Source organism: Methylobacterium sp. 4-46 (genome assembly GCF_000019365.1).
In the GTDB taxonomy this organism is placed as follows: Bacteria; Pseudomonadota; Alphaproteobacteria; order Rhizobiales; family Beijerinckiaceae; genus Methylobacterium.
The window spans coordinates 6,223,322-6,241,601 of sequence record NC_010511.1; the positions used below are offsets into that span (position 1 = coordinate 6,223,322).

The 18,280-nt window shown below is 71.8% G+C and carries 15 protein-coding genes and 1 pseudogene; 2 read left to right on the forward strand and 14 right to left on the reverse strand.

What is annotated here, in order from left to right; genetic code table 11:
- Positions 1-618: 618 nt before the first annotated feature.
- Entirely contained in the window at positions 619-966 is a 348-nt protein-coding gene (locus M446_RS37615; protein WP_150108743.1) for a hypothetical protein, read from the forward strand.
- 468 nt (positions 967-1,434) lie between these two features.
- On the opposite strand, the gene M446_RS27370 is transcribed toward M446_RS37615, so the two are convergent.
- Positions 1,435-2,613: an NnrS family protein gene (locus tag M446_RS27370; protein ID WP_012335342.1), complete on the reverse strand. Its 1,179-nt coding sequence runs from the start codon at positions 2,611-2,613 to the stop codon at positions 1,435-1,437.
- Between the two features lie 160 nt (positions 2,614-2,773).
- On the opposite strand from M446_RS27370, the gene M446_RS27375 reads away from it, so the two are divergent.
- On the forward strand, positions 2,774-3,166 hold the full coding sequence (locus M446_RS27375; RefSeq protein WP_012335343.1) for a metal-sulfur cluster assembly factor: 393 nt from the start codon (positions 2,774-2,776) through the stop codon (positions 3,164-3,166).
- Positions 3,167-3,417: 251 nt separating this feature from the next.
- Here the strand turns inward: M446_RS27375 and M446_RS27380 are convergent, their stop codons facing one another.
- From M446_RS27380 to M446_RS27440, 13 genes and pseudogenes are all read right to left on the reverse strand, one after another.
- Positions 3,418-3,999 carry a DUF2478 domain-containing protein gene (locus M446_RS27380; RefSeq protein WP_012335344.1) on the reverse strand — a complete coding sequence of 194 codons (582 nt, stop codon included), beginning with the start codon at positions 3,997-3,999 and terminating at the stop codon, positions 3,418-3,420.
- Positions 4,000-4,054: 55 nt separating this feature from the next.
- Complete coding sequence (gene mog, locus M446_RS27385) at positions 4,055-4,576, reverse strand: molybdopterin adenylyltransferase (RefSeq protein WP_012335345.1); 522 nt, start codon at positions 4,574-4,576, stop codon at positions 4,055-4,057.
- Positions 4,577-4,584: 8 nt separating this feature from the next.
- The gene (gene moaA / locus M446_RS27390) at positions 4,585-5,607 is read right to left on the reverse strand and encodes a GTP 3',8-cyclase MoaA (RefSeq protein WP_012335346.1); all 1,023 of its coding nucleotides are present in this window, start codon (positions 5,605-5,607) and stop codon (positions 4,585-4,587) included.
- Positions 5,608-5,798: 191 nt separating this feature from the next.
- A pseudogene (locus M446_RS27395) lies at positions 5,799-6,398 on the reverse strand (carbonic anhydrase); the annotation flags it as partial.
- Complete coding sequence (locus tag M446_RS27400; RefSeq protein WP_012335348.1) at positions 6,373-6,957, reverse strand: hemerythrin domain-containing protein; 585 nt, start codon at positions 6,955-6,957, stop codon at positions 6,373-6,375. The gene M446_RS27400 and the pseudogene M446_RS27395, both read right to left, overlap by 26 nt.
- Entirely contained in the window at positions 6,935-7,243 is a 309-nt protein-coding gene (locus tag M446_RS27405) for a hypothetical protein (RefSeq protein ID WP_012335349.1), read from the reverse strand. The genes M446_RS27400 and M446_RS27405 overlap by 23 nt, the downstream gene beginning before the upstream one ends.
- A gap of 10 nt (positions 7,244-7,253) precedes the next feature.
- Positions 7,254-8,087 (reverse strand): peptidylprolyl isomerase, encoded by an 834-nt coding sequence (locus M446_RS27410; RefSeq protein WP_012335350.1) that lies wholly within the window; start codon positions 8,085-8,087, stop codon positions 7,254-7,256.
- Between the two features lie 69 nt (positions 8,088-8,156).
- On the reverse strand, positions 8,157-8,921 hold the full coding sequence (gene narI / locus M446_RS27415; protein ID WP_012335351.1) for a respiratory nitrate reductase subunit gamma: 765 nt from the start codon (positions 8,919-8,921) through the stop codon (positions 8,157-8,159).
- A 12-nt stretch (positions 8,922-8,933) separates the two neighbouring features.
- A complete protein-coding gene (narJ, locus tag M446_RS27420; protein ID WP_012335352.1) occupies positions 8,934-9,680 on the reverse strand; it encodes a nitrate reductase molybdenum cofactor assembly chaperone in 747 nt (248 codons plus the stop codon).
- A 14-nt stretch (positions 9,681-9,694) separates the two neighbouring features.
- A complete protein-coding gene (narH, locus tag M446_RS27425) occupies positions 9,695-11,224 on the reverse strand; it encodes a nitrate reductase subunit beta (protein ID WP_012335353.1) in 1,530 nt (509 codons plus the stop codon).
- Positions 11,225-11,307: 83 nt separating this feature from the next.
- Entirely contained in the window at positions 11,308-15,066 is a 3,759-nt protein-coding gene (locus M446_RS27430; protein ID WP_012335354.1) for a nitrate reductase subunit alpha, read from the reverse strand.
- A 190-nt stretch (positions 15,067-15,256) separates the two neighbouring features.
- Positions 15,257-16,624 (reverse strand): MFS transporter, encoded by a 1,368-nt coding sequence (locus M446_RS27435; protein ID WP_012335355.1) that lies wholly within the window; start codon positions 16,622-16,624, stop codon positions 15,257-15,259.
- Between the two features lie 62 nt (positions 16,625-16,686).
- On the reverse strand, positions 16,687-18,066 hold the full coding sequence (locus tag M446_RS27440) for an MFS transporter (RefSeq protein WP_012335356.1): 1,380 nt from the start codon (positions 18,064-18,066) through the stop codon (positions 16,687-16,689).
- Positions 18,067-18,280 lie beyond the last annotated feature (214 nt).

The following is an 18,280-nucleotide window of genomic DNA, read 5'->3' on the forward strand; positions in this document are numbered from 1 at the left end:
TGCCTCGCGGCGCCGGAGTGCCGTGATCCGGGATCCGGTTGACCAGAGCGGATCCGGGATCACGCGCCCGCGCGGCGCCTGAGCGAAGCCCAGATCCGCGAGACCCGAAGGGATCAAGCGGATCAGGAGCCCGCGCGGCGCTTGAGCGAAGCCCACATCCGCCATCCCGAAGGGATCATTCGGATTTGCGATGATACGGGATGGCGCGGCACCCTGGAGGAGCGTCTTCCGGCGCCTGTCGTGCCCCGCGATCGCGCCCGGCCCGCCGCCCGCGCGACGGGCCGGCACCGGCAAGCTGCGCGCCGCCGCGCAGCAGGACCTCGCCGGGCCGTTCGGGGCATCGACGCTCCGAACGGGGAATGCGGACCGTCATCCGACAAGCCGCCTCGCGCGGCCTCATACGACGGAGCCACTCAATCCTAGATTACAACGGCACAGATCTACCAAATCGTCAGCCGTCGAGATCTTATCACATGTTATAGATATAGTTCCTACGGCATATGCAATGTTCGTCCTACGGCTAAGTTGTTCTCTGTGTTGGATTTATCTATAAGACTAGCAAAGCGGCTGCATCGCACGACGATTCTGTCTCGACTATGCGAGCGGCCGAACACCAGAATGGTGGATGCAATGGAAAATGTAATCCCATTCTTGAATGTGAACGCATCGCAAGACGACTTCAGGAGGCTCACAGACGACCTGAGGGCCGCCTTCGAAAGAGGAGACGATCTTGGTTCTCGGGCTATTCACATTGAGAAGATTGCCACCGAAATCAATATTAAGATCCTGAATTTGCGAGCTGAAATTGAAAATCTGGAGAGGATCAGATACGTTGATGGCGCCACTCACGACGTATTTTTAGAGTCGTGCGAGAAGTTATGTGATGATTTGGAGACAATCGCAAATTCGTTCATAGCTTTGTCAAATCATGCGGCCAATGTCGAGGAGGAACAGGAAATCCGCTGAGGATTTCAGCGCGGAAGAGATCCTGACCGGTGTCGCTGACTCGCGGAGTTGAAGGGCCGCAGCCGATCCCTCGACGGCTCGCGCCCATGCTTCGAAGCAAACGCAAGGGAGCTGTCCGGCTCCGCCTGCCGAGGCTCGGCCGCAGCACGCGCAGGGACGGCCGCGGACGGGCCGGCCGGCGATCTCCTGGACGCCCGCCGTCCGGCAGCCGGGGCCCGCTCGGGACGTGCGTCGCGTGCGCGAGGCAACGCCCCGCGCCGGCCGTGACCGTCGTCGGCCCCCGATGCGCGCCCGTCTCCCCGCGAGGTGCGGGGAGTGCCGTGAAACCGAGGAGGATCGCGGGCACGACGAGGAGCGGCAGCGCCTTGAGCCCGGCCCACCGCGAGGGCTGGGCGCTCCAGCTTTCGTGGTCCCGCGTTCGGGCCCGGATCGCCGCGCGACGGCGTTACGCGCCCATGCCGACGCCGCTCACTTGAGCCTGGGTCGGGTGAGCACGGTCCAGTACGCGGCCGCGAAGCCCAGGAAGGCAGCAGCCCACAGGGTCCCGGCGATGGGAAGCAGGACGCCGAACCATGCCGGGTGGACCGAGGCGCAGACCCGGGCCAGCACCGAGGCGACGACGAGGGCGTAGACCGCCTGCACGGCGGGGGACGCCGCAAGGGGCCGGCCGGTGTGCCCGAGGCTTGCGCGCGACATCACGGCGAGGGTCATCACGCCGATGGCGCCCCCGGTCCAGGCGTGGATGCCGGCCCCGGCCGGCAGCGTCCCGAGCGCCGCGAGGCCGACGAGCACGAAGCCGAGCGGGACGAAGCCGTAGGCCACGTGCAGGATCAGGACCAGCCGGTCCCGCCAGGTGCGGTCTCCGGCCCAGCGGGCGAGGCGCACGGCCTGGAGCAGCCCGGCCGCGAGGAGCGCCGCGCCCGTCCAGGGCCCCTCCGGCACCGCGACCCAGGCGGCGAGCGCGACAGCGGCACTCACCAGCGCGACCGCGTCGAAGCGGTCCGCCGGGGCGGGCAGGCGTCCCGGGTTCTCGCGGGCGAGCCAGTTGCGGGTGAAGCTCGGCACGATGCGGCCGCCGATCAGCATGACGAGCGCCAGCGACGCGGCGATGCCGACCCGGGTGCCGTGCGCGGCGATGCCGGACAGGTGCGCCTCCGCGTGGAACAGCGCGTTGCCGCCGAGGAGCAGGACGAGGACGCCGAGCACCTTGAGGTTGCGCCAGTTGCGACCGGCCAGGATCTCGCGGGCGACCGCGGCGGTGAGGAGAGCGAGGAAGGACAGGTCGGCCAGCGCGGCGGGAAGCCAGCCGGTCAGGGCCGACAGCCCGACCGCGAGCCGTCCGACCACCCAGGCGAGCACGAGGACGAGGAGGGGGGTTCCCTGCAGCGGCAGCCGGCCGGTCCAGTTCGGGACCGCGGTGAGCAGGAAGCCGGCCACCACCGCGGCGACGAAGCCGTACAGCATCTCGTGCACGTGCCAGTCGCGCGCCGCGAACGCGGTCGGGAGCGCGAGGTCTCCGCCGAACATCGGCAGCCACGCGAGCACGGCGAGGCCCGTGTAGAGGGAGGCCAGCAGGAAGAAGGGCCGGAAACCGTAGGACAGGACCGCCGGTCCCTCGTAGGCGCGCAAGCGCGGTATCGGAGCCATGGCCGTCCCTCCTCGCTCGGCTGGCCCGCCAGGGCGGCGCGCGCCGGCCGGGCGGTCCGATCCCGGATAGCGGCTCCGACGACGATGCTGATTGACCTGGATCAAGGCCATGATTGGCACAGGTCACATCTTTCGGACGCGACCACGGGAGGGGGTGACGATGCTGTCCTGGCTGAGACGTCGCGCGGCGCGGCAGGAGCCCGAGGCGGCGGACGATCCCGGTTCCCTCGACCCGGACGTGCTGGATTGCCTCAAGGGCGTGCTCGACCCCGAGGTGGGCGTCAGCGTCGTCGCCCTCGGCCTCGTCTACCGGGCGCTCCGCACGCCGGACCGCGTCGAGGTCGACCTGACGCTCACCACGCGCACCTGCCCGCTCGGCGGTCTCCTGGTGGAGGACGCCCGGGAGCATCTCCGCCGGCGCTTCGGCGACTGCCCCGACGTCGTCGTCACGCTGGTCTGGAGCCCGGCTTGGACGCCCGACCGGATCACCGGCGAGGGCCTGGAGGCGCTCGGCCACCAGCCCCCCTCCCTCCGGGAGCGCCTGCGGGATTGATCACGGTCACCGTGAACAGGGATCGCGGCGAGCGGGGTCCTCCCGGGTTGCACGGCACGCAGCGGCCACCCCGCGCAGCCCGCTGCCGGCCGGCGGCCGGGAAGCCCGGCCGAGGATTCGGGTGACGGCGGCTGGGCCGCAGCGGCCGGCGCGGCCGCTGCGCGCACGATCCGCGGATGTCGGCTTCGCTCAGGCGCCGCGCACAGGCGCCGCGCAGGCTCGTGATCCGCTTCGATCAAGCGGATCCCGGATCAGGCGTGCCCGGCCGGCGCGTCGCCGCCCATCCCGTCCAGGGCCCCCGCGCGCCCTGACGGCGATGGGCGCGTGAGCAGCCGGCCGCGGCACCACGCCTCGATCCGGTCCGCATCCGGGGGCATGACGGCGTCCTCCTCTCCCGCGAAGGCGCGCCACGCGGGCAGCAGCGCCTCGCTCACCGGCACGACCGACGGGATGCCGGCCACGATCGCCGCCGTCTCGGCGCGGAGCCCCCGCCCCTCGGCCTCCTGACGGCCGAAGCGGTTGACGAACAGGAGCTCCGGCTCCGCCGCGACCGCGGCCGCGAGCCAGGCGGCCCCCTCCGCGAGACCGCAGGTGGTCAGGCGGCACCCGCGCGCCGCGCCGCCGCGGCTCTCGAAGATCTCCACCCGCCGGCCGGACCCGATCTCCTCCAGGAACAGGCTCGCGCAGCGCGACGGAGTGCCTCCGCGGCGGAACTGGAGCAGGCCGCCGACCCGGTATCCGGCGCCGGCGAGCCGGCGGACGACTTCCGCCAGGACCGCGTCGGGGCGGCTCGCGCGCCCGTAGGCGACGACGCAGATGGAGGAGGCGCACATGGCGGAGAACCGATGGCGGGGAACCGATGGCGGGGAACCGGTCTCGGAGCAGATTTCAGGACGGCCGGAAGGCCCGCACCACGGCGGGGTCGGTCTCGATGCGCGCCGCCCCGATCAGGTCGAGGCAGTAGGGCACCGCCGGCATGATTGCGAGCAGGGACAGGCGGATCGAGGACGGGCGTCCCGGCAGGTTGATGACGAGGGCCCGGCCGCGGATGCCGGCGGTCTGGCGTGACAGGATGGCCGTCGGGACCTGCTCCAGGCTGCGCGCGCGCAGCACCTCGCCGAAGCCCGGCATCATCCGCTCGCAGGCCGCCCGCGTCCCCTCGGGCGTGAGGTCGCGCGGTGCCGGGCCCGTCCCGCCGGTCGTGAGAACGAGGTCGCACCCCTCGCCATCGACGAGGTCGATGATGGCGTCGCGCACGCTCTCCAGACCGTCCGGCACGAGCCGGGCGACCGGCTCCCAGGGCGAGGCGAGCAGGTGCGCGAGTTCCGCCCAGATCGCCGGGCCGCCCTCGTCGGCGTAGAGGCCGGCCGAGGCGCGGTCCGAGACGGTCAGGATGCCGATGCGGGCCATGTCCACGGCTAACCTCCCGTGACGCTCATGTGGCGGGCCAGCGCGGCCCCGGCGCCCCGTCCGATGACGAAGTCGTGGCCCTTCGGCTTGCGCAGGACGGCGGCGTCGATCGCCGCCTGCAGCAGCCCGTCGCCCTCCGAGCCCCGGAGCGCGGCGCGCAGGTCGCGCCCCTCCTCGTGCCCGAGGCAGGTGTAGAGCATGCCGGTGCAGGTCACCCGCACCCGGTCGCAGCCCTCGCAGAAATTGTGGGTCAGCGGGGTGATGAAGCCGAGCCGCCCGCCCGTCTCCGCGACGCGGACGTAGCGGGCCGGGCCGGCCGAGCGGTATGCCAGCGGTTCAAGGGTGAGGCGCCGCGCCAGGCGCCGACGCACGACGTCGAGGGGGAGGAACTGGTCGGCCCGGTCGGGTCCGACCTCGCCGAGCGGCATGACCTCGATCAGGGTCACGTCCATGCCGCGCCCGTGCGCGAACCGCACGAGGTGCTCCAGCTCGTCCTCGTTGGTCCCCTTGAGCGCCACCGCGTTCAGCTTCACGGACAGGCCGGCGGCCTGCGCGGCGTCGAGCCCGTCGAGGACCGCGCCGAGATCCCCGCGGCGGGTGATGGCGCGGTAGCGGTCCGGGTCGAGCGTGTCGAGGGAGACGTTGACCCGCCGCACGCCGCACGCGGCGAGGTCGCGCGCGCGGGCCGCCAGCAGGGTCCCGTTCGTGGTCAGGGTCAGTTCGTCGAGCCCGCCCGCCCCGAGGTGCCGGGAGAGGGAGTCGAGCAGCCGGACGACGTCCCGGCGCACCAGGGGCTCGCCGCCGGTGAGCCGGATCCGGCGCACGCCGCGCGCCACGAAGGCCGAGCAGAGCCGGTCGAGCTCCTCCAGGGTGAGGAGGTCGCGCCGGGGCAGGAAGGTCATCCGCTCGGCCATGCAGTAAGTGCAGCGCAGGTCGCAGCGGTCCGTCACCGACACGCGCAGGTAGCTGACGTGCCGGCCGTACCCGTCGACGAGCGGGTGGCCGGAGCGGGCGGGGACCGGGCAGGTCATGGTGCGGCGGCCTCTCGGTGGTCCATGCTCCGGCGGGCATCCGCCTCCCCGCAGGGGGCATCCTCGACGCCGTCGAGCAGGTGCACGGCGCTGAGCCTGATCTGAGCCGAGCGGTCGTCGGCCGGCGTCGGGTCGACGTGCCGCGCCGGGACGGGCGACGCCCGCGGCCCCGCGGCGTCGTGCGTGACGCAGAGGTCGCGCACCAGGCCGTCCCGCAACCCGTAGATCCAGCCGTGAACATGCAGCGGGCGGCCCGCCGCCCAGGCGGCGCGGACGATGGGCGTGCGCGCCACGCGCGCGACCTGCGCCTCGACGTTGAGCTCGCAGAGCAGGTTGACGCGGGCCTCCGCGTCGCGGATCGGGGCGAACCGGTCGCGCTGGCGCGCGTGGATGGCGGCGACCGGCGCGAGCCAGTGGTCGACCAGGGAGCCGCCGTCGCACCGCAACGCCCGGCGCACCCCGCCGCACCCGTAATGCCCGCACACGATGATGTGCCGCACGCCGAGCGTCCCGACCGCGTATTCGAGCACCGAGAGCAGGTTGAGGTCGCCCGTGTGCACCACGTTGGCGACGTTGCGGTGGACGAACAGCTCGCCCGGGTCGAGCCCGATGATCTCGTTGGCCGGCACGCGGGAATCCGAGCAGCCGATCCACAGGAAGTCGGGGGCCTGCTGCGCCGCCAGCCGGCGGAAGTAGCCGGGGTCCTGCCGCGTCTTGGCGATGGCCCAGTCGGCGTTCCGGTCGAACAGGTCCGCGATGGTCCGGTCAGGCATGGCCGACCCCGCCCGCAAGCCGCCATCCCCGGCGCGCCGCCATCCGCCGCGACAGGCCCGCCAAGTCCGCCGCCGTCAGCCGCGTCCCGGCGAGCGGCATGACGAGCGCGTTCTCGACGGCCACGCGCCGGCGCAGGCGGGACGCGAACAGGCGGAGGGACCGGCGCAGGCCGTCGTCCGGCGCCGCGCCGCCGGCCACGGCCGACAGGCCCTGCGCCAGGGCCGCGACCAGCTGCTCCCCGAGCGCGTGGTCGCCGGCGAGCGCGCCGAGCACGTCCTCGACGCGGTCCTCGGGCCACGCCCTGCGCCGCACCAGCGGGTGGAGGTCCTCCTCGTCGTCCAGCCCGTGGATGGAGAGGTCGCCGACGAGGTGGCCGGCGAGCGCGAGGGCGAGGGCGCGGTCGACGGCGTCCTCGTCGGCGGTCTGCTCGGCGAGGGTGCAGAGCCGGCGCATGCGCAGGTGGTCGACGAGGAGGTAGTCGAGCGGGTGCGCGAGCAGGCCGCGGTCGGGCGGGGCGAAGGCCTCGCGCCCCGCGCGCGCGTTCGCGGCGGGCTCAGTGGCGGTGTCCGCAGGCATGGGAGCCTCCCGGGGCGCTCAGCGCGAATTCGACCATCCGGCGCAGGCAGGCGAGGCCGGGCTCGGTCGTCCGGCCCATCGCGCCGATCAGGCCGACCCACTCCTCGTCGGAGGCGGTGTCGGAGAACAGGCCGACCGCCCGCGCCGCGAAGGCGCCGGGCGCCACACCCGCGCGGGCCGCGGCCTCCTGGACCCGGCCGAGCAGGACGAGGTCGCCGAGCTGGACGAGGGTCTCGGCGGCGACGGCCTCGTCGTCGAGTCGCGCGATGATGTCGCCGAGCAGCATGGCGCTCTCCTCAATTGACGTTGAGCGCGCCCGGCGCCGGGATCTCGATGCCCTCGATGCGCGCCTGCCCGAGGAGCCGGGCGACGTACTGCGCCTGGGCGCGGCGCCGGAGCGCCTCGGACAGGTACGCGGCGATGCGCGGGCTCGCGGCCTCGAAGGGGAGGGTGCCCCCGTCGAGGCGGCGCCCGAGGCGGATGACGTGGACGCCGTAGCGGGTCTCGACGGGTGCGCGGGAGATCTCGCCGGGGCGCATGCCGCGCAGCGCCGCCTCGAAATCCGGCGTGGTCTGCCCGGTCGTGACCTGGCCGAGGCTGCCGCCGACCTCGCCCGAGGGGCAGGCCGAGTGCAGCCGCGCCAGTTCCTCGAACGTGTCCGGATCCTCCTCGAGCATCGCGATGATCATTTGGGCGTTGAGCCGGGCGAGCTCGTAGGCGGCCGCGTCGTCCCTGGCCGCGGCGAACAGGATGTGCGACGCCTCGAACAGGTCCGGCGTGCGGAAGCGGGCGGGGTTGCGCTCGTAGTAGCGCCGGCACTCCTCCTCGGTCGGCGCGGGCACGGCCACTTCGCGCTCGACGAGCGCCCGCATGCGGGCCTCCTCCTCGGTCTCGCGGCGCCCCTCCGCGTCGCGCGCGGGCTGCGCCGCGATGCCCAGGCGCCTCGCCTCCTGCCCGAGCGCCTCGCGCAGCACCAGGGCGAGCGCCGCCGCCCTCCAGGCCGCGACCGGGGTCGGGGCCGGGTGGTTCTGCACCTCGCGCGAGATCGCCGCGCGGGAGATGGTGACGCCGTTGACCCGGATCGGCGGCCTGGGGGCGTCGGGAACGGGGTGGAGGGAGCAGGCGGACATGGTGGGCGTCTCGGGTCGGGCGTCTCGGCGCGGGGGGAGGGGGAGCCCGGGGCGAGCCCCGGGACGGGGTCACTCCGCCGGCTGCGGGGCGGGGACGGGGCGGATCCCCGAGAGGGCGGGGCGCGCTGCGGCCTCGCGGACGGGCCGCGGCCTCCTCGTGCGCACCACCTGGTAGCCGCGGCGGCCGAGGTACCAGACCGGCGCCGACCAGACGTGGACGAGGCGGGTGAACGGGAACACCAGGAGGATCGTCATGCCGAGCACGATGTGCAGCTTGAACACCGGGTGCACGTCCGCGACGATCTCGGCGAGGCCGGGCCGCAGCGTCAGCACGCCCTGGGCCCAGGTCATGAACTTGACCATCTCGTGGCCGTCCATGTGGCCGAGCGAGACCGGGATGGTCGACAGCCCCAGGATCAGCTGGGCGTAGAGCATCAGGAGGATCGCCGTGTCCGAGACCGACGAGGTCGCCCGGATGCGCGGGTCGAACAGCCGCCGGTGCACCAGCAGGCTGAGGCCGACGAAGCAGGCCGTGCCCGCGACACCGCCCGCCACGATGGCGAGGCCCTGCTTGAAGCCGTGGCTCACGCCCACGGCGTCGAAGACCGCGATCGGGGTCAGCAGCCCGAGCGTGTGGCCGGCCAGGATCGCCAGCACGCCGACGTGGAACAGCACCGAGCCGAGCATCAGCTGCCTGCGGCGCAGGAGCTGGCTGGAGCCGGCCTTCCACGTGTACTGCTCGCGGTCGAAGCGCAGGAGCGAGCCGACCAGGAACACGGTCAGGCAGAGATAGGGGTACCAGCCGAACAGGACGTGGTTGAGGTTGCTTGCCATGGCCCTCTCTCCTCAGGCGCGGGAGGACAGGTGGGTGAAGACGGCGCGGGACGGATGCGCCCCGGGCACCTCGACCCCGGGCGCCGGGCGCCGGGCCTGGCGCAGCTTGGCGGCGAGGCTCTCGGTCCCGCAGGCGGCGTCCGCCCCGAGCCCGAAGCGGACCTCCACCTCCTCCCAGGCGGCGTCGAGCGCCCCGAGATCGGTCGGGTCCTCGCCCGCGTCCGGGACCACGGCGCCGCGCGCCTCCTCGCTCGGCGCGGCGGCCGCGAGGGCGACGAGCGCCTCGAACACGGCCGCGTAGGCCGTGTCCCGCTTGCGCAGGCGCTCGCCGAGGGCGGCGAGCACGTGGGCCGGCTCGGCCAGGAGCTGGCGCGCCTCCGCGGGCGGGCGCAGCGCGCAGAATTCCAGGAAGAGCGGCACGAAGTCGGGCAGGTCGCCGCCCTCGATCGCGAAGCCCGCCGCCTCGTAGACCCCGCGCAGGTCGACCATGGCCTGGCCGCGGTCGCGGCTCTCGCCGTGCACGTGCTCGAACAGGTGCAGCGAGAGCGAGCGGGTGCGGTCGAACAGCATCCCGTAGCGCTCCTGCAGGTCGTAGAGGTCGCCGGCGGCGAGGTCGCGCAGCAGCGGCTCCAGGGCGTCGCGCCGCGGTCGGGCGAGGACGCCCTCGTCGTGCAGGACGTCGCGGATCTCCGGGACCGCCCGCGCCAGCGCGGGCGACGGGTAGGTGAGCAGGGCCGAGAGGGCCTTCAGCGTCTTCATGTCGGTGCTCCGCCTCAGGCGACGTCCACGGGGGTCTTGACCCTGGCGGCCTTCGGCGCGCCGAACAGGTTCGCCTCGGTGCGGCCGCCCGAGCAGCCGTTGCCGAAGGAGAAGCCGCAGGAGCCGCGCAGGTCGTAGGCGTCCTCCAGGCCCATCTCGCGGTGGCTGGTCGGGATCACGAACCGGTCCTCGTAATTCGCGATCGCCATGACCCGGTACATCTCCTCGACCTGGGCGGCGCTCAGGCCGACCCGGGCCGCCAGGGCCTCGTCCACCACCCCGTCGACGGTCTTGGCGCGCATGTAGGCCCGCATCGCGAGCATCCGCTCGAGGCCGGTCACCACCGGCGCCTCGTTGCCGGCGGTGAGCAGGTTGGCGAGGTAGCGCACCGGGATGCGCAGGTTCCTCACGTCCGGCATCTCGCCGTCGAGGCCGATCTTGCCGGCCGCGGCCGCGGACTGGATCGGCGAGAGCGGCGGCACGTACCAGACCATCGGCAGGGTCCGGTATTCGGGGTGGAGCGGGAAGGCGATCCGCCACTCCATCGCCATCTTGTAGACGGGCGAGCGGCGCGCCGCCTCCAGCCACGCCTCCGGGATGCCCTCCCGGCGGGCCTCGGCGAGGACGCGCGGGTCGCAAGGGTCGAGGAAGACCTTGAGCTGGGCCTCGTAGAGGTCGCCCTCGTCGCGGGTCGAGGCGGCCTCCTCGATCCGGTCGGCGTCGTACAGCACCACGCCGAGGTAGCGGATCCGCCCGACGCAGGTCTCCGAGCACACGGTCGGCTGGCCGGCCTCCAGGCGCGGGTAGCACAGCGTGCACTTCTCGGACTTACCCGAGGACCAATTGTAGTAGATCTTCTTGTAGGGGCAGCCCGACACGCACATCCGCCAGCCGCGGCACTTGTCCTGGTCGATCAGGACGACGCCGTCCTCCTCGCGCTTGTAGATCGCGCCCGACGGACAGGAGGCGACGCAGGCCGGGTTGAGGCAGTGCTCGCACAGCCGCGGCAGGTACATCATGAAGGTGTTCTCGAACTGGCCGTAGATCTCCTCCTCGATGCCCTCGAAGTTCCGGTCCTGCCGGCGCTTGGCGAATTCGCCGCCGAGGATCTCCTCCCAGTTCGGCCCCCAGGCGATCGTCTCCATGCGGGCGCCGGTGAGCTTCGAGCGCGGCCGCGCGGTCGGGAAGGTCTGCAGCTCGGGCGCCTTCTGCAGGTGCTGGTAGTCGAAATCGAACGGCTCGTAGTAGTCGTCGATCTCCGGCAGGTCCGGATTGGCGAAGATGTTGGCGAGGATGCGCCACTTCGCACCGATGCGCGGCTCGATCCGGCCGTCCTGGCGGCGGCGCCAGCCGCCGTTCCAGCGCTCCTGGTTCTCCCAATCCTTCGGGTAGCCGATGCCGGGCTTGGTCTCGACGTTGTTGAACCAGGCGTACTCGACGCCCTCGCGGTTGGTCCAGACGTTCTTGCAGGTGACGGAGCAGGTGTGGCAGCCGATGCACTTGTCGAGGTTGAGAACCATCGCGATCTGCGCGCGGACTTTCATGGCGGACTTCCTTCGTCACCGGCGGCCGGGACTGGGTGCTCGGGAGGGGAGGGCGGGGGCGGGGCGCCCCCGGCGCGGCGGGCCTACTCGGCGGCGTGGAGCCTCGCGGCGCCCGGCCCGGCCCCCGCGGGGCGCGGCTCCTCGAGCCAGTCGACCTGCGCCATCTTGCGCACCACCACGAACTCGTCGCGGTTCGCCCCGACAGTGCCGTAGTAGTTGAAGCCGTAGGAGAGCTGCGCGTAGCCGCCGATCATGTGGGTCGGCTTCAGCACCGCCCGGGTGACCGAGTTGTGGATGCCGCCGCGCTGGCCGGTGATGCCGGAGCCGGGCGTGTTCACGATCTTCTCCTGGGCATGGTACATCATGCACATGCCGTCCTTGACGCGCTGGGAGACCACCGCCCGGGCCGCGATCGCGCCGTTGACGTTGTAGACGTCGATCCAGTCGTTGTCGGCGATGCCCGCCTTGCGCGCGTCGCTCTCGCTGATCCAGACCACGGGCCCGCCGCGGTTCAGGGTCAGCATCAGCAGGTTGTCCGAGTAGGTCGAGTGGATGCCCCATTTCTGGTGCGGGGTGATGAAGTTCAGCACCAGTTCGGGATGGCCGTTATCGACGCGGCCCCGGATCGGCTCGATGGTCTTGAGGTCGACCGGCGGCCGGTAGACGCAGAAGCCCTCGCCGAAGGCCCGCATCCAGAGGTGGTCCTGGTAGAGCTGCTGGCGCCCGGTCAGCGTCCGCCACGGGATCAGCTCGTGGACGTTCGTGTAGCAGGCGTTGTAGCAGACCTTCTCGGATTCGAGGCCCGACCAGATCGGCGAGGAGATGATCTTGCGCGGCTGGGCGACCACGTCGCGGAAGCGGATCTTCTCGTCCTCCTTGGACAGGGCGAGGTGGGCGTGCTCGCGCCCGGTCGCCTTGCCGAGGCTCTCCCAGGCCTTGACCGCGACCTCGCCGTTGGTCTCCGGCGCCAGCATCAGGAGCACCTCGCAGGCGTCGATCGCCGTCTCGATGCGCGCCAGCCCCTTGGTCGGCCCCTCCTCGGTCACGGTGCCGTTGAGCGCCTTGAGCAGCTCGACCTCGTGCCCGGTGTTCCAGGCCATGCCCTTGCCGCCGTTGCCGACCCGGGCCAGCAGCGGCCCGAGCGCGGTGAAGCGCTTGAACAGGTTCGGGTAGTCGCGCTCGACGATTGTGACCGTCGGCATCGTGCGGCCGGGGACGGGCTCGACCGCGCCCGTCTTCCAGTCCTTCACGTCGAGGGCCTGGGCGATCTCGCCGGGCGTGTCGTGCAGGATCGGGGTCAGCACGACGTCCGTCTCGACCCCGAGCACCTCGGGCGCCACCCGCGAGAAGGTCTCGGCGAGGCCCTTGTAGATGTTCCAGTCGGTGCGCGCCTCCCAGACCGGGTCCACCGCCGCCGTGAGCGGGTGGATGAAGGGGTGCATGTCGGAGGTGTTGAGGTCGTCCTTCTCGTACCAGGTCGCGGTCGGCAGCACGATGTCGGAGTAGACGCAGGTCGTCGACATGCGGAAGTCGAGGGTGACCAGGAGGTCGAGCTTCCCCTCGGGCGCGTCCTCGTGCCAGACGACCTCGTCGGGCTTGCGGCGGCCCTCCGCCCCGAGATCCTTGCCGAGCACCCCGTGCGAGGTGCCGAGCAGGTGCTTGAGGAAGTACTCGTGGCCCTTGCCCGACGAGCCGAGCAGGTTCGAGCGCCAGACGAACAGGTTGCGCGGCCAGTTCTTGGGGTTGTCCGGGTCCTCGCACGACATTCTGAGCTCGCCGGACTTGAGGGCCCGGGCGACGTAGTCCTTCGGCTCGAGTCCGGCGGCGGCCGCCGCGGCGGCGATCCCGAGCGGGTTCTGCTCCAGCTGCGGCGCGGAGGGCAGCCAGCCCATCCGCTCGGCGCGGACGTTGTAGTCGATGATGGCGCCGTCCCAGGGCCCGGCCGGCGCGGTCGGCGAGAGGATCTCCTTCACGTCGAGCGTCTCGTAGCGCCACTGGTCGGTATGCGCGTAGAAGGCCGAGGTGGAGTTCTGCTGGCGCGGCGGGCGGCCCCAGTCGAGGGCGAAGGCGAGCGGTGCCCAGCCGCTCTGCGGGCGCAGCTTCTCCTGGCCGACATAGTGCGACCAGCCGCCGCCGGACTTGCCCACGCAGCCGCACATCACCAGCATGTTGATCGCGCTGCGATAGTTCATGTCCATGTGGTACCAATGGTTCATCGCGGCGCCGATGATGATCATCGACCGGCCATCGGTCTTCTCGGCGTTCCGGGCGAATTCGCGCGCGACGGTCACGATCTGGTCGCGCGGGACGCCGGTGATCCGCTCCGCCCAGGCCGGCGTGTAGGGCTCGTCGGCGTCGTAGGAGGCGGCGACGTTGCCGCCGCCGAAGCCGCGGTCGAGGCCGTAATTGGCCAGGAACAGGTCGTAGACGGTCGCGACGAGTGCCTCGCCGTCGCGGGTGGCGAGGCGCCGCACCGGCACGCGCCGCTCGATCACGCTGGCATGGTCGCTCGACGCGAAATGCGCGTGCGCGATGTTGCCGAAATACGGGAAGGCGACGTCCTCGAACCCGTCCGCGGCGCCCGCCAGGGACAGGCGCAGGTCGACCGCGCGTCCGTCCCCGGCCCGGCTCTCCAGGTTCCACTTGCCGGTCTCGCCCCAGCGGAAGCCGACCGAGCCCAGGGGCGCGACGAGCGCGCCGGTCTGGTCGTCATAGGCGAGGGTCTTCCACTCGGGGTTGTTGGTCTCGCCGAGCGCGCCGTCGAGGTCCGAGGCGCGCAGGAAGCGCTCGGGCACGAGCCGCCCGTCCTGGCGCACGAGGCGCACCAGCATCGGCATGTCCGTGTAGCGCTTGGCGTAGTCGATGAAGGAGGGCACCTGCCGGTCGAGGTGGAACTCGCGCAGGATCACGTGGCCCATCGCCATGCCGAGCGCGGCGTCGGTGCCCTGCTTCACCGACACCCACATGTCGGCGAATTTCGAGGCCTCGGAGTAGTCGGGGCAGATCACGACGCTCTTGGCGCCGCGGTAGCGCACCTCGGTGTAGAAATGCGCGTCGGGGGTGCGGGTCTGGGGGACGTTCGAGCCCCACAGGATCAGGAAGCCGGCATTGTACCAATCGGCGCTCTCGGGCACGTCGGTCTGCTCGCCCCAGGTCTGGGGCGAGGAGGGCGGCAGGTCGCAGTACCAGTCGTAGAAGGACATGCAGACGCCGCCGAGCAGCGACAGGTAGCGGGCGCCCGCCGCGTAGGAGACCATCGACATGGCGGGGATCGGCGAGAAGCCGAAGACGCGGTCGGGGCCGTGCGTCCTGACCGTGTAGGCGTTGGCGGCCGCGATGATCTCGTTGACCTCGTCCCAGGTCGCGCGCACGAAGCCGCCATGGCCGCGCACGGAGGTGTAGGAGCGGCGCCGCTCCGGGTTCTCGACGATGTGGGCCCAGGCCGCCACCGGGGTCCGCATCACCCGGGCCTCGCGCCACAGCCGGAGCAGGCGCGAGCGCACCAGCGGGTGCTTCACGCGGTTGGCCGAGTAGAGGTACCAGGAATAGCTGGCGCCGCGGGCGCAGCCGCGCGGCTCGTGGTTGGGCAGGTCGGGCCGGGTGCGGGGATAATCGGTCTGCTGGGTTTCCCAGGTGACGATGCCGCCCTTGACGTAGACTTTCCAGGAACAGGAGCCGGTGCAGTTCACGCCGTGGGTGGAGCGCACGATCTTGTCGTGCTGCCAGCGCTTCCGATAGCCGTCCTCCCAGGCGCGGTCCTCGGCCGTGACGATGCCGTGACCATCCGAGAAGGTGTCGACCGTCTTCCGGAAGAAGGTCAGTCTGTCGAGGAAGTGCGACATCGCGCGGTGCCTGGTCGGTTTCGAGGTCTTCGAGGGCACTCTGGCCGCGTGGTCAGGCCCAAGCCTTGACTTGGATCAATCGCTCAAGTGACCTCCGTCATGTCGCCCCAACGGGACGGCCGGCGGGAGGTGTGCCTCCCGCCGGCCGTCCGAGCGTCGGTGCGGCGTCGCCCTTCGGCAGGGCGGCCCGTCAGCAGGGCGTGGCGGCGCCGCGGCGGGCGTACATCCACCAGTTCATCGCGACGTTGAGGGCGAAGAACAGCGCCAGCCCGTGGAAGACCCCGTTCGGGCCGCCGAAGCGGTCGAAGGCCCAGCCGAACAGCATGCCGAAGGCGAAGGGCCCGTAGGCCGCCACCGCGCCCGTGAAGCCGATGACGCCGCCGGCCTGGCGGGGCGGGAAGATCATCGGCATCTGCTTGAAGGTCGAGGCGTTGCCGATGCCCGCGAAGGCGAACAGCCCGAGCATCGCCGCGACGAACCAGGGGAAGCACTCCATCGAGGTGGGGGCCGTGAACAGGGGGACGATGGCGGCGCAGGCGGTCATGCCGAGGCCGGCGACCACGGTGACCTTGGCCCCGCCGAACCGGTCCGAGACCGGCCCGGCCGCGACGCGCAGGAGCGACCCGACCAGCGGGCCGAGGAAGGCGTAGGTCAGGGGGTCCGGGGCGCCGGGCAGCGTGCCGTAGCACTGCTTGATCAGCAGCGGGAAGGTCCCGGCGAGCCCCGAGAACGCCCCGAAGGTCATGATGTAGAGCGAGGTCATCGCCCAGGTGTGGCGCGAGCGGAAGATGTCGACCTGCTCGCGGACGTTGGCCTTGACCGGGACGCTGCGCAGCGCGAGCCAGGCGGCCAGGGCGAACAGCACGATGAACGGGATGTAGACGGCGGCGGCGTTGTGCAGCCAGACCTGCCGGGCGATGGCCCCCTTGGTCATGGTCTGCGACTCGCCGAGCAGCGTGCCGCCCGCGAGCGCGAAGCCGATCACCCAGGGCGTCAGGAACTGGACCACCGAGACCCCGAAATTGCCGATCCCGGCCTGGATGGCGAGGGCGGTGCCCTGCAGCCGCTTGGGGAAGAACAGGCTGGTCGAGGGCATGAAGGAGGAGAAGTTGCCGCCCCCGAGCCCGGCCAGGAAGGCCAGCACCAGGAGGACCCAGTAGGGCGTGGACGGGTCCTGCACCGCGTAGAACCAGCCGATGGCCGGGACGAGCAGCGACAGGCTGGCGAAGGTCACGACGCGGCGCGTGCCGAACATCGGCGTCAGGAACATGTGCGCGAGGCGCAGCGTGCCCCCGGCGAGGCCCGGCATGGCGGCGAGCCAGAACAGCTGGCCGGTGGTGAGCCTGAAGCCGACCGCCGGCAGGGCGACCACCAGGGCCGAGACCATGAACCAGACGATGAAGGACATCGTGAGGTTGGCGGTCGTCACGGTCAGGGTGCGCCAGGCGAGGCGGCTGCCCTCCCGGGCCCAGAAGGCCGGGTTCTCCGGCTCCCAGCGGGCGAGCCAGCTGCTCCCCGCGGGCCGGCCGGCCGTCAGCGTTTGCGTACCAGCACTCATGGCTGTTGCCTCTCAGGATCGGGACGGGCCGGCCGGCGCCCCGCGCCGGCCGGAAGGGGGATTCAGGCGGCCGGGAGGCCGGCCAGCGGCGCGGCCCGGGGGGCGCCCTCGCGGGCGGCGCGCAGGCGCTCGACCTCGGCGCGCAGCGCCTCGACCTCGGGGAGGTCCTTCGGCTCGCGCAGGGCGGGATGCTCCCGCGTCTCCAGGGCGCGGATCGCCGCGAGCATCCAGGCGGTGCTGCCGGCGGCGATCGCGAAGAGCAGCATGAAGCAGGAGGTCCAGACGCCGACGAGGTCGTTCATGAGGCCGAAGGCGATCGGCAGCACGAAGCCGCCGAGGCCGCCGATCAGCCCGACCACGCCGCCCACGGCGCCGACCCGGTCCGGGTAGTAGACCGGGATGTGCTTGAACACGGCGGCCTTGCCGAGGCTCATGAAGAAGCCGAGGGCGAAGGTCAGCACCGTGAAGCCCGCCGGGCCGAGCGCGAGGTCGAAGGCGATCGGGCCCCGGATGCCGGCGACCACGTAGTGGGTCGCCGGGTAGGACAGCAGGAAGGTGCAGGCGCAGGAGCCGGCGAAGGTCCAGACCATGACCTTCCGGGCGCCGTGCCGGTCGGCCAGGCGGCCGCCCAGGATGCGGAAGAGCGAGCCCGGGATCGAGTAGGCGGCGGCGAGCCAGCCGGCCGTGACGATGTCGAGGCCGTAGACGCCCGTGTAGTAGCGCGGCAGCCAGAGCGCGAGGGCGACGAAGCCGCCGAAGACGAAGAAGTAGTAGAGCGAGAAGCGCCAGACCTGGAGGTTGGCGAGCGGCGCCAGCATGGCCCAGAGGGGCTCGGGGGACGCGCCGGCGCGCCGGCGGGCGGCGAGGTCCGGGTCGTCCGCGGTGCCGAAGTAGAAGACCAGCGCCGTCACCACGAGGCCGAGCGCCCAGATCTGCGCCACGGCCTTCCAGCCGAAGGCGACCATGACCAGGGGCGCCAGGAACTTGGTGACCGCGGCGCCGACATTGCCCGCGCCGAAGATGCCGAGCGCGGTGCCCTGCTTCTCCTTGGGGAACCACTTCGACACGTAGGCGACGCCGACCGAGAAGACCCCGCCGGCAAGCCCGACGCCGAGGGCGGCGAGCAGGAAGGTCGGGTAATCGTGCGCGTAGGTGAGGAGGTAGGTGGCCAGCGCGGCGAGCAGCATCACCGCGAGGGTGACGGTGCGCCCGCCATACTGGTCGGCCCAGATGCCGAGGATCAGGCGGACGAGCGAGCCGGTCAGGATCGGGGTCCCGGCCAGGAGGCCGAACTGGGCGTCGGTCAGGCCGAGGTCCTTTTTGATCTGGACGCCGATGATCGAGAAGATGGTCCAGGCCGCAAAGCAGGTCGTGAAGGCGAGCGTGGAGAGCCAGAGCGCGCGGCCCTGGTCGCGGCTCGCGGGAGCGGCGGGATCGTGCATGGGAAGACCCTTCAGGCGGGTGTGTCGCCCGAAGGACTGTGTTGCGAAGCGCATCAACGGCGTAATTGATGCAGATCAAGGATGAGTTTGGGACAAATCAACGAAGGCTGAGGCGCGCGATTCCTGTCACCATCCTCAGCGGCATCCCGGAGCTGACATCTCCGACGCGGTTCGGCCGCTCGCGCGAGCGATCATGCCGGGCCCGTGGGGCGGC